General features: G+C 64.2%; 15 protein-coding genes. 6 read left to right on the top strand and 9 right to left on the bottom strand.

All coding sequences use genetic code 11. The annotated features are described in order from the left end of the window. Positions 1-33: 33 nt before the first annotated feature. The 9 genes from gyrB to mutM form a co-directional block, all read right to left on the bottom strand. On the bottom strand, positions 34-2,451 hold the full coding sequence (gyrB, locus tag IEV58_RS01745; protein ID WP_188407978.1) for a DNA topoisomerase (ATP-hydrolyzing) subunit B: 2,418 nt from the start codon (positions 2,449-2,451) through the stop codon (positions 34-36). 293 nt (positions 2,452-2,744) lie between these two features. Beyond that, on the bottom strand, positions 2,745-4,565 hold the full coding sequence (gene recQ / locus IEV58_RS01740; RefSeq protein WP_188407977.1) for a DNA helicase RecQ: 1,821 nt from the start codon (positions 4,563-4,565) through the stop codon (positions 2,745-2,747). After that, entirely contained in the window at positions 4,562-5,698 is a 1,137-nt protein-coding gene (gene recF, locus IEV58_RS01735; protein WP_188407976.1) for a DNA replication/repair protein RecF, read from the bottom strand. The genes recQ and recF overlap by 4 nt, the downstream gene beginning before the upstream one ends. Positions 5,699-5,721: 23 nt before the next feature. After that, entirely contained in the window at positions 5,722-6,834 is a 1,113-nt protein-coding gene (dnaN, locus tag IEV58_RS01730; RefSeq protein ID WP_188407975.1) for a DNA polymerase III subunit beta, read from the bottom strand. A gap of 121 nt (positions 6,835-6,955) precedes the next feature. Then, positions 6,956-8,425 (bottom strand): chromosomal replication initiator protein DnaA, encoded by a 1,470-nt coding sequence (gene dnaA, locus IEV58_RS01725; RefSeq protein WP_188407974.1) that lies wholly within the window; start codon positions 8,423-8,425, stop codon positions 6,956-6,958. Positions 8,426-8,521: 96 nt separating this feature from the next. Beyond that, on the bottom strand, positions 8,522-8,941 hold the full coding sequence (locus IEV58_RS01720) for a rhodanese-like domain-containing protein (RefSeq protein WP_188407973.1): 420 nt from the start codon (positions 8,939-8,941) through the stop codon (positions 8,522-8,524). Positions 8,942-9,590: 649 nt separating this feature from the next. Further along, entirely contained in the window at positions 9,591-9,857 is a 267-nt protein-coding gene (rpsT, locus tag IEV58_RS01715) for a 30S ribosomal protein S20 (RefSeq protein ID WP_188407972.1), read from the bottom strand. Positions 9,858-9,997: 140 nt separating this feature from the next. Further along, positions 9,998-10,771: an enoyl-CoA hydratase gene (locus IEV58_RS01710; protein ID WP_188407971.1), complete on the bottom strand. Its 774-nt coding sequence runs from the start codon at positions 10,769-10,771 to the stop codon at positions 9,998-10,000. A gap of 17 nt (positions 10,772-10,788) precedes the next feature. Next, entirely contained in the window at positions 10,789-11,655 is an 867-nt protein-coding gene (mutM, locus tag IEV58_RS01705) for a bifunctional DNA-formamidopyrimidine glycosylase/DNA-(apurinic or apyrimidinic site) lyase (protein WP_188407970.1), read from the bottom strand. A 90-nt stretch (positions 11,656-11,745) separates the two neighbouring features. Here mutM and ubiE point away from each other — a divergent pair, with 90 nt between their 5' ends. The 6 genes from ubiE to cysK all read left to right on the top strand — a co-directional run bounded on the left by ubiE (position 11,746) and on the right by cysK (position 17,272). Next, positions 11,746-12,504: a bifunctional demethylmenaquinone methyltransferase/2-methoxy-6-polyprenyl-1,4-benzoquinol methylase UbiE gene (gene ubiE / locus IEV58_RS01700; RefSeq protein ID WP_188407969.1), complete on the top strand. Its 759-nt coding sequence runs from the start codon at positions 11,746-11,748 to the stop codon at positions 12,502-12,504. Between the two features lie 6 nt (positions 12,505-12,510). Further along, on the top strand, positions 12,511-14,082 hold the full coding sequence (gene ubiB / locus IEV58_RS01695) for a 2-polyprenylphenol 6-hydroxylase (RefSeq protein ID WP_188407968.1): 1,572 nt from the start codon (positions 12,511-12,513) through the stop codon (positions 14,080-14,082). 24 nt (positions 14,083-14,106) lie between these two features. Next, entirely contained in the window at positions 14,107-15,315 is a 1,209-nt protein-coding gene (gene coaBC, locus IEV58_RS01690; protein WP_188407967.1) for a bifunctional phosphopantothenoylcysteine decarboxylase/phosphopantothenate--cysteine ligase CoaBC, read from the top strand. Further along, positions 15,312-15,779, top strand: coding sequence for a dUTP diphosphatase (gene dut, locus IEV58_RS01685; protein ID WP_188407966.1), 468 nt, complete (start codon positions 15,312-15,314; stop codon positions 15,777-15,779). Before coaBC ends, dut begins: the two co-directional genes overlap by 4 nt. Next, positions 15,776-16,234 (top strand): RrF2 family transcriptional regulator, encoded by a 459-nt coding sequence (locus tag IEV58_RS01680; protein WP_188407965.1) that lies wholly within the window; start codon positions 15,776-15,778, stop codon positions 16,232-16,234. Before dut ends, IEV58_RS01680 begins: the two co-directional genes overlap by 4 nt. Before the next feature lie 84 nt (positions 16,235-16,318). Continuing rightward, on the top strand, positions 16,319-17,272 hold the full coding sequence (gene cysK / locus IEV58_RS01675; RefSeq protein ID WP_188407964.1) for a cysteine synthase A: 954 nt from the start codon (positions 16,319-16,321) through the stop codon (positions 17,270-17,272). Positions 17,273-17,314 lie beyond the last annotated feature (42 nt).

Genomic DNA, 17,314 nt, shown 5'->3' with positions numbered 1-17,314 from the left:
CGCATCGGAGGGCGTTGCGCGATGGGAAATCCTTCAGACGTCGACGCTGGCCGCCAGGGCGTTGCTCTGGATGAATTCGCGGCGCGGCTCCACCACGTCGCCCATGAGCTTGACGAAGATATCATCCGCCTCATCGACCTCATTGACCTTCACCCGCAGCAGTGAACGGGCGTTGATGTCCAACGTGGTCTCCCAGAGCTGTTCCGGATTCATTTCACCGAGACCTTTGTAGCGTTGCAGCGCCACACCCTTGCGGCCGGCCGCAAGCACGGCCTCGACCAGGGCGGATGGTCCCCGGATGATGGTTTCATCATCGCGCCGGCGAAGTGTCGCCGCCTTGCCGTAAACCTCCTGGAGGTGCGTGGTCTTCTCATCGAGGCGGCGGGCGTCCGCCGAATTGACGAGAGCGGCATCAATGATGGAGGCTTCGCGCACCCCGCGCAGCTCGCGCTGAAAGACGAAGCCGCCTTCGGAGACCCGGCCTTCCCAGCCCTGCTCGAATTCATCGGCGAGCAGGTTGAGACGGCGTGCGATATAAGCCGCGGCCTCTTCCGCCTTGTCATCCTCCAGCGCCAGCCTCGGCGAGAGGGCGCCGGCGATGGCCGCCTGTTCCACGGTATCGTGGTCATAGCGTGAGTGAAGCCCGCCGAGAATGGCGCGGACATTGCGTGCCTCGCGCAGCAGGTCGACCAGATCGGTACCGGCGCGCTCTTCGCCGTTTGCCATTGTCAGAACGGCGCCGTCGACACCCTGGCCGATGAGGTAATCCTCAAGCGCCCGTTCATCCTTGATGTACTGCTCGGACTTGCCGCGCGTGACTTTGTAGAGCGGCGGCTGGGCAATGTAGATGTAGCCGTGCTCGATCAGCTCGGGCATCTGGCGGAAGAAGAAGGTGAGGAGCAGCGTGCGGATATGGGCGCCATCGACGTCGGCGTCCGTCATGATGATGATCTTGTGATAACGCAGCTTCTCGATGTTGAACTCCTCGCGGCCGATGCCGGTGCCGAGCGCCGTGATGAGCGTGCCGATCTGGTCGGACGAGAGCATCCGGTCGAAGCGTGCGCGCTCCACATTGAGGATCTTGCCGCGCAGCGGCAACACTGCCTGGAAGGCGCGATCGCGCCCCTGCTTGGCGGAGCCACCTGCAGAGTCGCCCTCGACGAGGAAGAGTTCGGATTTTGCCGGGTCCCGCTCTTGGCAATCGGCCAGCTTGCCCGGCAGGGAGGCCACCTCTAGCGCGCCTTTGCGGCGGGTGAGGTCGCGCGCCTTGCGGGCCGCCTCGCGGGCGGCAGCGGCCTCGACCACCTTGCCCACGATCGCTTTCGCCTCGTTGGGATGTTCCTCGAACCAGGTTGCAAGCGCCTCATTGAGAAGGCTCTCCACCACCGGCCTCACTTCGGAGGAGACAAGCTTGTCCTTGGTCTGGGATGAGAACTTTGGATCCGGCACCTTGACCGAGAGCACTGCCGTCAAGCCTTCGCGGCTGTCGTCGCCCGTCAGCGATACCTTTTCTTTCTTCGTCAGGCCCGAGCTTTCGGCGTAGCCCGTCACTTGCCGCGTGAGCGCGCCCCGGAAGCCGGCGAGATGGGTGCCGCCGTCCCGCTGAGGGATGTTGTTGGTGAAGGGCAGCACCGTCTCGTGATAGCTGTCGTTCCACCACAGAGCTGCTTCCACACCGATGCCGTCGCGTTCCGCGCGGACCACGATGGGCGCATCGACGATGGGGTGCTTGGTGCGATCAAGATAGCGCACGAAGGCCTCGACGCCGCCCTCGTAGACCATCTCCTCGCGCCGCGGTTCGACACCGCGCAGGTCGGTCAGGAGGATGCGGACACCGGAGTTAAGGAACGCGAGCTCGCGCAGGCGATGCTCCAGCGTGTTCCAGTTGTACTCCGTCATGGTGAAAGTGTCGGTTGACGCCAGGAACGTGACCTCGGTGCCGCGCTTGTCGACATTTTCCGCCACCACCGCCAGCGGAGCCACCGCCTCGCCGTGGCGAAACTCCATGATGTGCTCCTTGCCGCCCCGCCAGATGCGCAGGCGCAGCCAGCTCGACAGCGCGTTGACGACCGAAACGCCGACGCCGTGAAGGCCACCGGAGACCTTGTACGAATTCTGGTCGAACTTACCGCCGGCATGGAGCTGGGTCATGATGACCTCGGCGGCCGACACGCCTTCCTCGGAATGGATATCTGTGGGAATGCCTCGCCCGTCGTCCGTCACCGTGACGGATCCGTCGGCATTGAGGGTGACCGTGACGATGCTGGCATGGCCGGCAAGCGCCTCATCGATGGCATTGTCCACCACCTCATAGACCATGTGGTGGAGACCCGAGCCGTCATCGGTATCGCCGATATACATGCCGGGGCGCTTGCGGACGGCATCCAAGCCCTTGAGAACCTTGATGGATTCTGCGCCGTAGTCGACGGCCTGGGATGTCGGATCGGTCATTGGCAGCTTACCTCTTCAGCCCGCGGAAACATGCGGTCGATTCGTAAGCTGTACCCTAGCCTTAAATGGCGGCAATTTCAGGCCGAAAACGCAGTTTTCATCGTTGGGCGACACCCTTCAACCCTCCGCCGATCCAGCGGCCCGATATCCGAAGAGCACTCAGACCAGGCTCGCCCGCTCGATATCGCGAAGTCGTCACTTTTGTTGCAACTGAAACCGCTTTTCCGGTGGCGCAGGAGCCCTCGAGCCGAGACAGCACACGGATACGGCTGGAAGATGCCGATACCTCCGGCTCAGCTCGCTCCAAATCGAGCGATGGCGTCGAGGAAGACATCGCCATATCTGGCCAGCTTGGCCGCTCCGACACCCTGTATGAGACGCATATCGGCAGGGGTTTCGGGCTTCATCTGTGCCATATCGATCAAGGTGCGGTCGGGGAAGACGACATAAGCGGCGACACCCTCCTCACGCGCGATGGTGAGGCGTAACGCGCGCAGCTCCTCGAACAAGGCCGCCGAAGCTTCGTCGAGGCCACCAAGGCGGGGGCCGCCGCGCTCGGTCCGTGTCCGGCGCTCCGGCTTGTCCGGCACGGCCCTCAGCTGGATGTTTTCGCGGCCGAACAGCACATCCTCGCCGCGCTCGGTCATGCGGAAACCGCCGTGCTCGTCGCTGGCCTCAGCCAGGAGACGCGAGGCAAAGAGCTGACGCACCACCGTCATCCAGGATCGCCGGCTTCGATCCTTGCCCACGCCAAAGGTCTTGATCTGATCGTGGCCGTGACGCTTGACGGCATCTGTCGTCTGGCCCGTCAGGATGTCCGCAAGGTGGCCGGCGCCGAAGCGCTCGCCGGTACGAGCCACCGCCGAGAGCAGCTTGCGGGCTGGCTCGGTCGCATCCTCCATGACGGCGTGGCCGGTGCAGAGGTCACACTTGCCACAGCGCCCACTTTCCTCGCCGAAATAGGCCAGAAGCGCCTGCCGGCGGCAGGTTGCGCTTTCGCAGAGGTCGATCATGGCGCTGAGGCGTCGGTGCTCGACCTTCGAGCGCTGCTCGTCGATGTTCTTTTCGTCGATCTGGCGGCGACGGAGCGACATATCGTCGAGGCCATAGAGCGTCAGGGTCTCGGCAGGCAGGCCGTCGCGGCCCGCGCGGCCAATCTCCTGATAATAGTTTTCGATGCCAGGTGGCATGTCGGCATGCACCACGAAGCGCACATCCGGTTTGTTGATGCCCATGCCGAAAGCCACGGTGGCGGCGATGACGACGCCATCCTCCTGCAGGAAGACGTCCTGATTCCTGGCGCGGATCTGCTGGTCCATGCCGGCGTGATAGGGCAATGCATGGTGGCCCTTGCCCGACAGCCAATCGGCGAGGCGCTCGGCCTTGTCGCGCGACGAGGTGTAGATGATCCCCGAGCTGCCACGGTTTCGCGTGACGACCTCTTCGATCTGGCTTCGTGGTCGCTCCTTCGGCGAGAAGCGCAGATCGAGGTTCGGCCTGTCGAAACTGTGCACGACGATGCGGGGCGGCTTGGGAAACAGCGCGGCTGCGACGTCGGCCCGTGTCGCCCTGTCCGCCGTCGCGGTCAAGGCGATGGTCTGGACGGCGCCCAGCGCCTCCCGCACAGCGGCGAGCTGGCGGTATTCAGGCCGGAAATCGTGGCCCCATTGCGAGACGCAATGAGCCTCGTCGATGGCGAGCCGGCGTACCCCGCAACGCGTCAGGCGGCTCACAAGGCTGCCGGCCGCCAGGCGCTCCGGCGAGACGAAGAGCAACCGAAGCTCTCCCGCCTCCATACGCTGCAAGGCGTGGCGCGCCTCGGCTTCGTCATTGGTCGAATTGAGCGTCGCCGCCTCGACCCCCACGGCCTGCATCTGCTGCACCTGATCCCGCATCAGGGCGATCAGCGGCGACACGACCACCGTCAGGCCACCTTCGACCACGGCGGGAAGCTGGTAGCACATGGATTTGCCACTGCCGGTGGGCATGATGGCAAGGACATCCTCGCCATCAAGCACGGCTCCGATGATCTCGGACTGGCCCGGCCGGAAATCGTCGTAGCCGAAGATCGATTTCAAAGCGGCGCGGGCCTGCTTCAGGCTCTTGGCGGTCATGACCGCTCCACCCTTGCCGCCCGCCCCGCGCTGACGGCAAAAAGCGTCGCATGCGCGGGCAGGCTCTCGAAGAGGACGGCATCGGCGCCGGTCATCCAGGCCTGGCAGCCGAGATCGTCGAGCACCCCGTAAAGCGCAGCGCGACGTTCGGGATCAAGATGGGCCGCCACTTCATCGAGAAGGACCAACGGTGTGGCGCCCGACAGGCGCGCGACGAGACGCGCATGGGCGAGCACCAGGCCGAGCAGAAGTGCCTTCTGCTCGCCCGTGGAGGAGAGTGCCGCCGGCATAGCTTTTGGGCCGTGGTGCACGACAAGATCCGATGCCTGCGGGCCGTCGATGGCCCGGCCGGCGGCCCGATCGCGGTGGCGCATGGCGGCAAGCTGTGCGGCGAAGCGATCTTCGAGCGCGGCAGCGGGCTCAATCATGGCCTCGGCTTCCAAGGCCCCTTCCAGCATCAGGCGCGCCCAGGGGAAGGGCGAGGTGGGATCGCGGGTTTCCTCGATGAGGGCGGAGAGCCGGGCCACCGTCTCCGCCCGCGCGGCGGCGACGGCGACGGCCAGTTCGGCGGCCTCCCGCTCGGCGGCGTCGAGCCAGCGCAGGTCCCACCGCGGTTCTTCCAGGAGGCGATTGCGGGTCCGCAATGCCCGCTCATAGGCCGCGACACGCGGCCCATGTTCGGGATCGGCTGCCAGCACCAGACGGTCGAGGAAACGGCGGCGATCGCCAGGGCTGCCGGCAAAAAGCCCATCCATGGCCGGCGTCAGCCAGACGATGCGCAGATGTTCGGAAAAGACCGAAGGGCTCGGGGCCGGGGCGCCATTGACGCGGCAGCGACGGCGGCCCGTCTCCTCGCCGCCCGCGGGTTCTATTCCCGTGCCGAGACTGGCCTCTCCGTGGACGCCATCGAGCTCGCAGGCCGCGGCCCATGATCCGTCGCCGGTGACAAGAGCGATGTCGCCGGCCGCCGCGCGCCGCAGACCGCGCCCGGGCGCGAAAAGCGAGACGGCCTCGAGAATGTTGGTCTTACCCGCCCCGTTGGGGCCGGCAAGCGCCAGGCTGGCGCCGTCAGGCGTCAGTTCCAGCGCGGCATGATTGCGGAAATTGGTGAGGCGCAGGCGGCGGATCGCCACGCGCCGAGGTTGCGGTCCTGGCGTCACACCCGCATCGGCATCAGCACGTAGAGCGCCGAGGTGCCGTCCTGCTCGTGCAGCAGGGTGGGCGATCCGGGATCAGCAAGCTTCAGCACCGCTGCATCGCCGTCCACCTGCCCGAGGATGTCCAGGAGGTAGCGCGAGTTGAAGCCGATCTCGATCGCATCCGCGGTATAATCCACCTCAAGCTCTTCGGTCGCCGTCCCGGAATCGGGATTGGTCACTGTGAGCACCAACCGACCCTGGCCGAGCGCGAGTTTCACAGCGCGTCCCCGTTCGGAGGAGATGGTGGAGACCCGGTCGACGGCGCTGGTGAAATCGCCCTTGTCGACCAGAAGCTGCTTGTCATTGCCGACAGGGATAACGCGGGCGTAATCGGGGAAGGTGCCGTCGATCAGCTTGGAAGTCAGCACCACCGAACCGATGGTGAAGCGCACCTTGACCGGCGAGAGCTCGACCACGACCGTGCCGTCAGGATCCTCCACCAGCCGCTGCACCTCGGCGACGGCTTTTCGGGGGATGATGACGCCGGGCATTTCGCCGCTGCCGGAGGGCGCGGGAATTTCGACGCGTGCCAGCCGGTGGCCGTCGGTGGCGACCGCCCGCAACATGCGAATGCCCTCAACGTCGATGGCGTGGAAGTAGATGCCGTTGAGGTAGTAGCGCGTCTCCTCGGTGGAGATGGCGAACTGGGTCTTGTCGATGAGCCGCTTGAGCTCCGCGGCGGCCAGGTCAAAGCGAACAGGCAGATCGCCGGCCGTCAGATCCGGGAAGTCGGCCTCAGGCAGCGTTTGCAGCGTGAAGCGGGAGCGGCCGGCGCTCAGCGCCAGCGTGGTGCCTGATTGCTCGAGGGTGATTTCCGAACCATCGGGCAGCTTGCGGATGATGTCATAGAACGTGTGCGCAGGCACCGTGGTGGCACCGGCATCGCCCACATTCGCGGGCACGCTTTCCACCACTTCAAGGTCAAGGTCGGTTGCCTGCAGCTTCAATGCGCTGTTGGCGGCGCGCAGCAGAACATTCGACAGGATCGGAATGGTCGTGCGCCGCTCTACGACACGATGAACATGGCCAAGGGCCTTGAGAAGCGCCGAGCGCTCGAGCGTCACCCGCATGATTGTTCCCCAGGTCGGAAGAAACGTTTAGAGCGCGCGCAAGAAAATGTCCCGCGCGCCGGGAGCGGGACATTGGCGTTTTCGACGGCAGATCGCAAGCCTTAACCGGAGGTTATCCTGATCACTCTTGCAGCATGCGCTTGATGAGGTCGATCTCCTCGGCGAGCTGCGCGTCCTTGGCAACCAGCGCCTCGATCTTGCGCACGGCGTGAAGCACGGTGGTGTGGTCGCGGCCACCGAAACGCCGTCCGATCTCCGGCAAAGACCTGAGCGTCAGGATCTTGGAGAGATACATCGCAACCTGCCGTGGACGCACCACTGTCTGCGTGCGGCGCGACGACAGCACGTCAGCACGGGACACGTTGTAATGGCGTGCGACAATGCGCTGGATGTCCTCGATCTTGACCCGCTTAGGCTCGTGGGTTCGCACCAGATCCCGCAGGGTCTGTTCGGCCATCTCGAGCGTGACCGGCGCATTGGTCAGCGTATTGTGCGCCACCAGGCGGTTTATCGCCCCGTCGAGATCACGACCATTGGCGGTGACGACCTGGGCCACGTAATCCAGCACTTCTGACGGCACCGAGAAACCAGGATTGCGCGCTTCCTCGGCGGCGACGCGTGCCTTCAGAATGGCAAGGCGCAGCTCCTCATCAAGCCCGCCCATTTCCACCGAAAGACCGCCAGCCAGGCGCGAGCGCAGGCGTTCGTCGAGGCTCTCCAGCTCCGCCGGCGGACGATCCGCCGCGATCACGACCTGCTTGTTGGCGTCGATCAAGGCATTGAGCGTGTGGCCGAATTCCTGCTGAACGCTTTTGCCCTGAAGGAACTGAACGTCGTCGATGATCAGCACATCGATTCCGCGCAGCGTTTCCTTGAAGGCGAGCGCGGTCTGGGCGCGCAGCGCGGAGACGAAACCGAACATGAACCGCTCGGCCGTGAGATAAAGAACGCGGCGCCCACCGCTCTCAGCCTCGGTGCCGACAGCCTGGAGAAGATGCGTCTTCCCGAGGCCGACGGAGGCATGAACGTAGAGCGGGTTGAACCGGACGGGTTCATGCGGCTTGGCCTTGGCGACCTGTTGGGCGGCGGCATAGGCCAGCGTATTGGAGCGGCCGACATGGAAATTGGCAAAGGTCAGACGGCGATCGAGCGGCGAGCCAACGAGATTGGCCGTGCCGGTTTCGTGCGTGCCGTCGTGAGCCACCGAAAGCCGCGTCGGCAGCACGTCGGCAATGGGCGCGGAGACAATGGTCGCGGCCGGACGTACGGCGACCTTGGCGCAGGCCGAGCGCACGCCGATGGAGAGGCGGCGCACGTCGGGGATTTCGGCGGTGAAGAAACGCACGATGCGGTCGGCATAATGGGACTCGATCCAGCTCTTGAGGAAACGAGTGGGCACCGAGAGGCGCGCCGTGCCATCGGGGTCTACGCCATCAAGCGCGAGACGCGAGAACCAGCTTGTGTAGACGTCTTCGCCCAGCTCAGCCCGCAGGCTGGAGGTTACACGCTTCCACGCGCCGTCGTTGCCGCCGTCCGATCCGCTGGACGCGGTCTCGGTGACGGGCAGTGCTGGCGCGCTTTGGGCATGCATGGTGGACTCCTGGGTGGTGGTTGCAATCAAAGTTTCACTGTCAGCCGAGAGCGCAGGCTCCCGACCCAAAACGGGTCTGCTCATGACAAACCCCCGTCAGATCTTGGAAATCGGCAGGCCCTCGTCGGCCCAACCTGTTATTTCCGGCTTGCCGGAGAAACCTCCGGCAACATTGATGACACGGGTCCAGCCGCGGCTGGACATCGTCTCGCCGGCAGCACGGCTACGTGCGCCACTGCGGCAGATGAAAAGGAGGGGCGTGTCGCGATCCGCGCCCTGCGCCTGAAGCTGACTTTCCAGCTCGTTGGCGAAATCTTCGGGGGTGCGGTCCGGCGTCTGCGGCCAAACCGCATGAAGAACCGGGCGACCAAGAGCCTCGAGGGATGGCGCGCCAATATCGGACCGCTCGTCAGGACGCCGGACATCGACCAGCTGGGCTTCCGGATGATCCTGCAGAAGCTGATAGGCTTCCTTGGAATTGAGATCGTCCACCCGCATGGATTCCCTCACTGTCATAGGTACATTCTCCCCGTTCCTGTCGCCGCCCCCGGCTACAAGCCACCCTTAAACCCCAAACTATTGATTTAACGCAGTGCTACACCGAAAGCATTCCTGCTTCCGCTAGCTCGTATTGACCCAGATTCAGCCAGAATTTTTCAAAACTACTCTGACTGCCCCTCAACCAATACGATACTGTCCTCTTGCAAGGAGAGCTGGAACGCTTCGCTTGTCTTGAGAACCGGGGTAACCCCCGCGCTATGAGGAAGACATTACACGGTTGATGCAGGGACACGCAACCCGATTCACGAAAGGAATCGTTAAGGGGGCAGGACCAAAATCCGGTTTGCTGCACCGCCCATTTTTTTCGACGTCGGCAAGGTGCTGACTCTGCGAGGGATTCATTTTTGCAACTCGCGCGAAATGCGATTTCGTTACGGATGCGGAAAAATTTCGTGGGGTTCGGATGTGGCTATTTCACCACGCTCCGAAGACGCGAAAATCGCGATTATTTTCTTCTAACTTATTGAAGTTCGGACCATTTTCTGATTACGGCAATAATGTGACTGCTGTTTTTCCCAATTGGAAGCTGCAACCAGTTGACAATACAAACAGAAACGCCCGGCGCGAGCCGGGCGTTGGAAACCGCTATTTCTGGTTGCGCTGATCAGGCGCTGAGAGCCTTCACCCGGGCCGCGAGACGCGACACCTTACGGGAGGCCGTATTCTTATGGATGATGCCCTTCTGGGCAGCACGCATGACCTCCGGCTGGGCCTTGCGGAGAGCCTCCTGGGCCACCTTGATGTCGCCAGCGGTGATGGCTTCCTCAACCTTGCGGAGCTCGGTACGCATGCGTGTCTTGCGCGACTTGTTGATGGCGGTGCGGGCCGCGATCTTACGGGTGGCCTTCTTGGCCGAAGTGGTATTAGGCATCGTCAGTTCGTCCTGCCGGTGGCGCCCGCAGCCCGTGGCCTGCCAGACGCAGAAATGGATGGCGGCGGGAAATGGCCCGCCGCGATGGCGGACCTATAGTCCGACCTGCGCGGCACGTCAATGTCGCGGCGTCCCGATTGTCAGCGATTCTTGAATCGCGGCCTGCGCTTTTCCGCGAAGGCCGCCATGCCTTCCTTCTGATCCTCGGTGGCGAAGAGCGTATAGAAGCTCCGGCGCTCGGCCTTGAGGCCCTCGGCAAGGGAGGTTTCGAAGGCAAGATTGACGGCTTCTTTCGCGAGCAGCACCGCAGGCCGCGATTGCCGGGCGATCTGCGCCGCCACCTTCAGCGCTTCGTCCAGCAGGTTTGCCGTGGGCACCACACGCGAGACCAGCCCGGCGCGTTCCGCCTCACCCGCATCCATCAGGCGGCCGGTGAGGCAGAGATCCATAGTCTTGGCCTTGCCGATGGCACGGGCGAGCCTTTGCGTGCCGCCGGAGCCGGGGATGACTCCCAGCGTGATTTCGGGCTGCCCGAATTTGGCATTTTCGGCGGCGATGACGATGTCGCACATCATGGCAAATTCGCAGCCGCCGCCGAGGGCATAGCCGGCCACCGCCGCGATCACCGGTTTTCGTGCGCGCGCCACACCGTCCCAGGAGCCGATGAAGTCCTCAAGGTAGGTCTCGGGAAAGGAGAGATCCTTCATCTCCTTTATGTCAGCGCCAGCGGCGAAGGCTTTGTCCGAGCCTGTCAGGACCACCGCGCCAATCGCATTATTCCCTTCGAAAACCTCCAACGCATGATTGACGTCGGCAACCAGGCCCGCAGAGAGCGCGTTGAGCGCCGCTGGACGGTTAAGGCGGATGAGGCCGACCTCGTCGCGGGTTTCAACGATGATATTCTCATATGCCATTGTGGTCTCCCTGGCGCTTACGTCTGGCAGACAGGACAAAAGAAGGTGGAGCGGCCATTCTGCGCGACACGTTTCACGGTACCGCGGCAGCCGGGTGTGGGGCAGGCCGCATGCTCTCGATCGTAGACGCGGAAGGTATGCTGGAAATAGCCGAGCTCGCCATTTGTCTGCGCATGATCGCGGAGGCTGGAGCCGCCCGCGGCCACAGCCTCGGTCAGAACGGCCCTGACGGCCTGCGCAAGCCGTTCCGCCCGGACCGCCGGCTTGCCTGATTTCGTTGCCATGGTGCCGGCGGCACGAAAGGGAGACAGACCGGACCGGTGGAGCGCCTCGCAGGCATAGATGTTGCCGATGCCGGCGATCAGCCGCTGGTCGAGCAGCGCCGCCTTCAGGCTCGTCGCCTTTCCGCGAAACAGGCCAGCCAGCGAGGCGGCTGAAAGCTCGTTGCCGAGTGGCTCGAGTCCCAGATGCGCGAAGAACGGATGATCGGCGAGTTCCGCGCGCGGCAACAGCAGCATGAACCCGAAGCGGCGGGGATCATTATAAGTGATGGTCGTGCCGCCCAGGCGGAACACGACATGGTCATGGGCGCTGAGACGGGAGCGGGCATGGTGGAAACGGCCGGCCACCTCGCCCTTGATGCGAAAGGAACCGGACATTCCGAGATGCATGACGAGCGCTTCGCCGTCATCGAGATCGGCAACAAGATATTTGGCGCGCCGACCGAGGCTGGTGACGGTACGGCCGGTCAATCGCCGCGCAAAATTCTGCGGAAAAGCAAAGCGCAGGTCCGGTCGCCGCACCTCGACCTCGTCAAGGCGTTGGCCAAGCATGGCGGGCGCCAATCCTCGGCGCACGGTCTCGACTTCAGGTAATTCAGGCATATCCATCCTCAGGAGAGGCCGGTGAACCTAGCGCCCACCATCCGCCTGCGCTAGGGTCCGCGCCGCAATGACCAGGGAATGTTCCATACGATGAGCGAAAGCGCCGACACCCACTTCGGTTTCGAGACCGTACCTCTGACCCAGAAGCAGTCGCGGGTCGACGAGGTTTTCGCCAATGTGGCGCGGCGCTACGACATCATGAACGACCTGATGTCGGGCGGCCTGCATCGGGCCTGGAAGAACGCCTTCGTCACGGAACTCGACCTGCCCCGCACGGCGCGGCGCTTCGCGCTCCTCGATGTGGCGGGTGGTACAGGTGACATCGCCTTTCGTGCTCTCAAGCGTGGCGGGCATGGCGTGCAGGTGACGCTTCTGGACATCAATGGGCCGATGCTTGAGGTGGCACGTGAGCGCGCGGCCCATCGAAACCTTTCCGACCGGATCGAGGTGGTGCAGGGGAATGCCGAAAGCCTCCCCTTCCCCGACGGCTCCTTCGACGCGGTGACCATCGCCTTCGGCATCCGCAACGTGCCGCGCATTCCGTTAGCGCTCCAGGAGTTCCGCCGTGTGCTGAAGATCGGTGGGCGCTTCCTGTGCCTGGAATTTTCCGAGGTCACGGTTCCCGGTCTCGCCAAGCTCTACGAAGCTTATTCCTTCAACGCGATCCCACGGATCGGGCAGTGGGTCGCCGGCGACGGCGAGCCCTATCGCTATCTCGTGGAATCCATTCGCAAGTTTCCGGACGGTTTGTCTTTCGCCAGCATGATAGAAGAAGCGGGATTCGACCGGGTCTCCCACACGCCCCTAACCGGCGGCATCGCCGCCATCCATCGCGGCTGGAAACTGTGAGGCACAGTGGCCGGAGCGATAAGGCACACCTTACGGCTGATGCGGGCCGCCTTCGTGTTCGGGCGCGAAGGCGCCTTCGCCGGCGTCGATCCCACCGGAGCGCCTCCGCCCGCGGTCTTCATCCTCAGGCTCGGCCGGCTGGTGGCGCGCCGCGACAAGGCCAGCGCGCCCAATCGCATCGCCGCAGCGCTCTCCAAGCTCGGTCCTTCCTATATCAAGCTCGGACAATTCCTTGCGACACGGCCTGATGTGGTTGGCACCGAGGTGGCGCGGGACCTGGAGCATTTGCAGGATCGTGTCGCGCCCTTCCCGCAGGAAGTGGCGGTAGCAACGGTGGAGTCGGCGCTTGGCGCACCGGTGAGCGCAATCTTCACCAGCTTCGGGCCTCCCATCGCCGCCGCTTCGATCGCGCAGGTGCACAAGGCAACCGTCCGAACGCCCGATGGCGAGAAAGCCGTAGCCGTCAAGGTGATCCGACCAGGTGTCGTGAGGCTGTTCCGCCGTGACCTGGAGACCATGGGCTTTGCCGCCCGGACCGCGGAGCGCCTGCAGCCGGTCCGCCGCCTCAGGCCGGTGGCGGTGGTCAATGAGCTCGCACGCTCGGTCGCGCTGGAGCTGGACCTTCGGATGGAGGCCGCCGCCCTGTCGGAGATGGCGGAAAATACGCGCCTTGACCTCGGCTTCCGGGTGCCCGCGGTGGACTGGGAGCGGACCGCGCGCGATGTGCTCGTTACCGACTGGGTGAACGGCATTCCGCTTGCCGATCGTGAGGCCATCGATGCCGCAGGCCACGACCGCCCCGCTCTGGCACGGCTGCTCATCGAGACCTTCCTCAAGCAGGCCATGCGCGATGGCTTCTTCCATGCCGACATGCATCCGGGCAATCTCTTCGTGGATGCGTCCGGCGCCATCATCGCCGTGGACCTCGGCCTCATCGGGCGTCTCGGCCCGAAGGAACGACGCTTCCTTGCGGAAATCCTCTACGGCTTCATCACCCGCGACTATATGCGCGTCGCACGGGTGCATTTCGAGGCGGGCTATGTGCCGCCGGAACAGTCGGTGCAGGATTTCGGGCAGGCCCTGCGGGCCATCGGCGAGCCGATCCACAATCGAACCGCCTCGCAGATATCGATGGCGCGCCTGCTGACACAGCTGTTCGAGGTCACCGAACTGTTCCAGATGCAGACGCGCACGGAGCTGGTGCTTCTGCAGAAGACCATGGTGGTTGTGGAGGGCGTCGCACGCAAGCTCGATCCCGACCTCAACATCTGGTCGGCATCCGAACCAACGGTGCGGGCCTTCATGACCCACGCGCTGGGGCCTGCCGGTATCCTGGAGGGTGCGGTGGATGGTATCGGACGTCTCGGCCGCGCCTTGGTGGAGCTGCCCGATATCCTGGACCGCGGCGAGAGGCTTGCAAACCGGTTGGAAGAGGCTGTCGTTCGCGGCTTCCCGCTGGCGCCGGAAAGCGTGCATGCGATCGGCGAGGCCGAGGCGAAGCGGGCGCGCCTGGGGCAGGTCGCCATGTGGGTGGCCGCATTGGCTCTCGTGGCGATCGCCGTCAGTGTCGTTTATTGAGATAGTGCCGGGGATCGATCACCCATGCTGAACGGACGCCGCATTCTCCTCATCGTCGGCGGCGGGATCGCCGCCTACAAGACGCTTGACCTCGTGCGACGGCTGAAGGAGCGCGGCGCCAGCGTGCGGGCCGTGCTGACAGATGCCGCCCAGCAGTTCGTCACACCGCTTTCCATGGGTACGGTGACGGGCGAGCAGGTCTTCACGGACCTCTTCGACCTGACCGCCGAGCATGACGTGGGGCACATCCGCCTCGCCCGCGACTGCGATCTGGTGGTTGTCGCCCCGGCGACGGCGGACCTCATGGCCAAGATGGCCAGCGGACTTGCCAATGATCTTGCGTCGACAGCGCTCCTGGCGACGGACAGGCCGGTGCTGATGGCACCGGCCATGAACCCCACCATGTGGTCCGCCGCGCCCACGAGGCGGAACAAGAATATCCTGACCACCGACGGCATCGGCTGGATCGGGCCGGCCACGGGGGCCATGGCCGAACGGGGCGAAAGCGGGCTGGGGCGCATGTCGGAGCCGCTGGAGATCGTGGCGGCCATCGAGGCTCATTTTGGAAAAGGGCCGCTATCGGGCCGGCATCTCCTCGTCACGTCCGGCCCGACGCATGAACCGATCGATCCTGTGCGTGTCATCGCCAACCGCTCATCGGGTCGGCAGGGACATGCCATCGCGCAAGCTGCCGCCGGCGCGGGAGCCAAGGTGACGCTGGTCTCAGGACCCGTCGCCCTGCCGGACCCTCAGGGCGTGCAGGTGGTGAAGGTGGAGACGGCGCGGGAGATGCTTGCGGCCGTGGAGGCGGCACTGCCGGCCGACGCCGCCGTCTTCGCCGCAGCGGTAGCCGACTGGCGCGTGGCGGAGGAAGCCTCGCAGAAGATCAAGAAAGGTGCCGCCGGTCTGCCGACGCTCAGCTTCGTGGAGAACCCGGATATTCTTGCCACCATTAGCCGGGCAGCCGGACGCCGGCCTCGACTGGTGGTCGGTTTTGCCGCCGAAACCAGTGACGTGGTCGCGAACGCCGCCGCGAAGCGCATGGCAAAAGGCTGCGATTGGATTCTCGCCAACGACGTCTCCGCAGCCGCCGGGGTGTTTGGCGGCGAGGCGAATACCATTCACATGATCAGCGAAGCCGGTGTCGAAACCTGGCCCCGTATGGACAAGGCCGAGGCGGCACGCCAGCTGATCGACCGTATAGCCAAGCAGCTCGGACCTGTTGCCCCATGATCGAAGTGAAGATCCGCCATCTGCCTCACGCGGAAGGCCTGCCGATCCCGCACCGCGCGACCGAGGAGGCCGCCGGCTTTGATCTGGCGGCGGCGGTTGCCGAGGATCAGCCGCTGACCCTGGCGCCCGGCGCGCGTCTTCTGGTGCCGACCGGCATCATCATGCAGCTGCCCGAAGGTTTCGAAGGGCAGATCCGGCCGCGATCGGGGCTGGCGCTGCGCCATGGCATCACGGTGCTCAATGCACCCGGCACCGTGGATTCCGATTATCGCGGAGAGGTGCAGGTCCTGCTTATCAATCATGGCGATGCCCCCTTCGCGATCACGCGCGGTTTGCGCATCGCCCAGCTTGTGATCGCGCCCGTTTCGCCAATATACTTGATGCTCGCGTTGAATCTCGATGATACCCGTCGGGGATCCGGAGGATTTGGATCGACTGGCCTGCAAGGAGAGAGCGCTCAATGAACCTTCTGCCGAGACGGAGCCTGCTGGCGGTTGCCGCGGTTGTCGACATCGCTCATCACGCCCGGCCGGCGCCCATTGCCGCAAAAACACTGGCGGCGCGCCACAACCTGCCGCCGCGGCATCTGGAAACATTGCTGCAGGTGTTGGTGCGCGCAAGCATTCTGAAGGGTGTGCGGGGCCCGCGCGGTGGTTACGAGCTGGCCCGCGAGCGCCGCAAGATCACCGTGGCTGAGATCATACGCGCGGTATCCGGTGCCGGTCAGGGCAACGGCGAAGATGGCGGCGAGGATGATGAGTCCGCCCTGGTGCGCGAAGTGGTGGTGCCTGCCATCGAGGCGGCGACTCTGGCCTTCCTCGACAGGCTGGAAGACATCACCGTGGAGGATCTCTGCGATTCCGCGCAGAAGCATGGTGTCTTCGGGGACAGCCTTCCGAGTTATGATTTTACCATCTGATTTCGGTATTCGCCACAAAACCTAGACTTAATATGTAGTTTATGGTAGGGCGTTATCGAACGAAAGAGCTACAGGGAGAATGTCATGACCACCGCTCCGGGCCGCGGCCACATCTATGATTCCATCACCGATACAATCGGCAACACGCCGCTGGTGCGCCTGAACCGCATCGCCCAGGACAAGGGCGTGGGTGCCAACCTCCTGGCAAAGCTTGAGTTCTTCAACCCGATCTCGAGCGTCAAGGATCGTATCGGCGTCTCCATGATCGATGCGCTGGAAGCCCAGGGCATTATCAAGGAAGGCACGACTCTCATTGAACCAACCTCGGGCAACACCGGCATTGCACTGGCTTTCGTCGCTGCCGCTCGCGGATACCGGCTGATACTGGTGATGCCGGAATCCATGTCCCTGGAGCGGCGGAAGATGCTGGCGCTGCTCGGCGCCGAGTTGGTGCTGACACCCGCTCCGCAGGGCATGAAGGGCGCTGTCGCGCGCGCTGAGGAGCTGAACCGCGAAATCCCGAATTCCGCGATCCCGCAGCAGTTCGCCAATCCCGCCAATCCGGAGATTCACCGCAAAACGACGGCCGAAGAGATCTGGAATGATACTGATGGCGCGGTCGACATCGTCGTTTCCGGTATTGGTACCGGCGGCACCATCACCGGCGTCGGACAGGTGCTGAAGCCGCGCAAGGCCTCGCTGAAGATGATTGCCGTCGAGCCCGAGGACAGCCCGGTGCTTTCCGGCGGCCAACCGGGCCCCCACAAGATCCAGGGCCTCGGCGCCGGCTTCATCCCGAGCGTCCTGGACCGCGAGGTGATCGACGAAGTGGTGACGGTTGGCAACCAGACGGCCTTCGACATCGCTCGGCTCGTGGCGCGGCGCGAAGGCATTCCCGTGGGCATTTCATCAGGTGCGGCGGTCGCCGCGGCGATTGAGGTCGGGTCCCGGCCCGAGAATGCCGGCAAGAACATCGTCATCATCATCCCCTCCTTCGCCGAACGCTATCTGTCGACGGCCCTGTTCGAAGGGCTCTGACCCCTCTCCCAGACTGGAAAACGGCCCTTCGGGGCCGTTTTT

Origin of the sequence: Agaricicola taiwanensis (genome assembly GCF_014635245.1) — a bacterium.
Taxonomy (GTDB): Bacteria; Pseudomonadota; Alphaproteobacteria; order Rhizobiales; family Methylopilaceae; genus Agaricicola; species Agaricicola taiwanensis.
The sequence above is the reverse complement of the archived record's forward strand: the minus strand, read 5'-3'. Positions and strand labels throughout refer to the sequence as shown.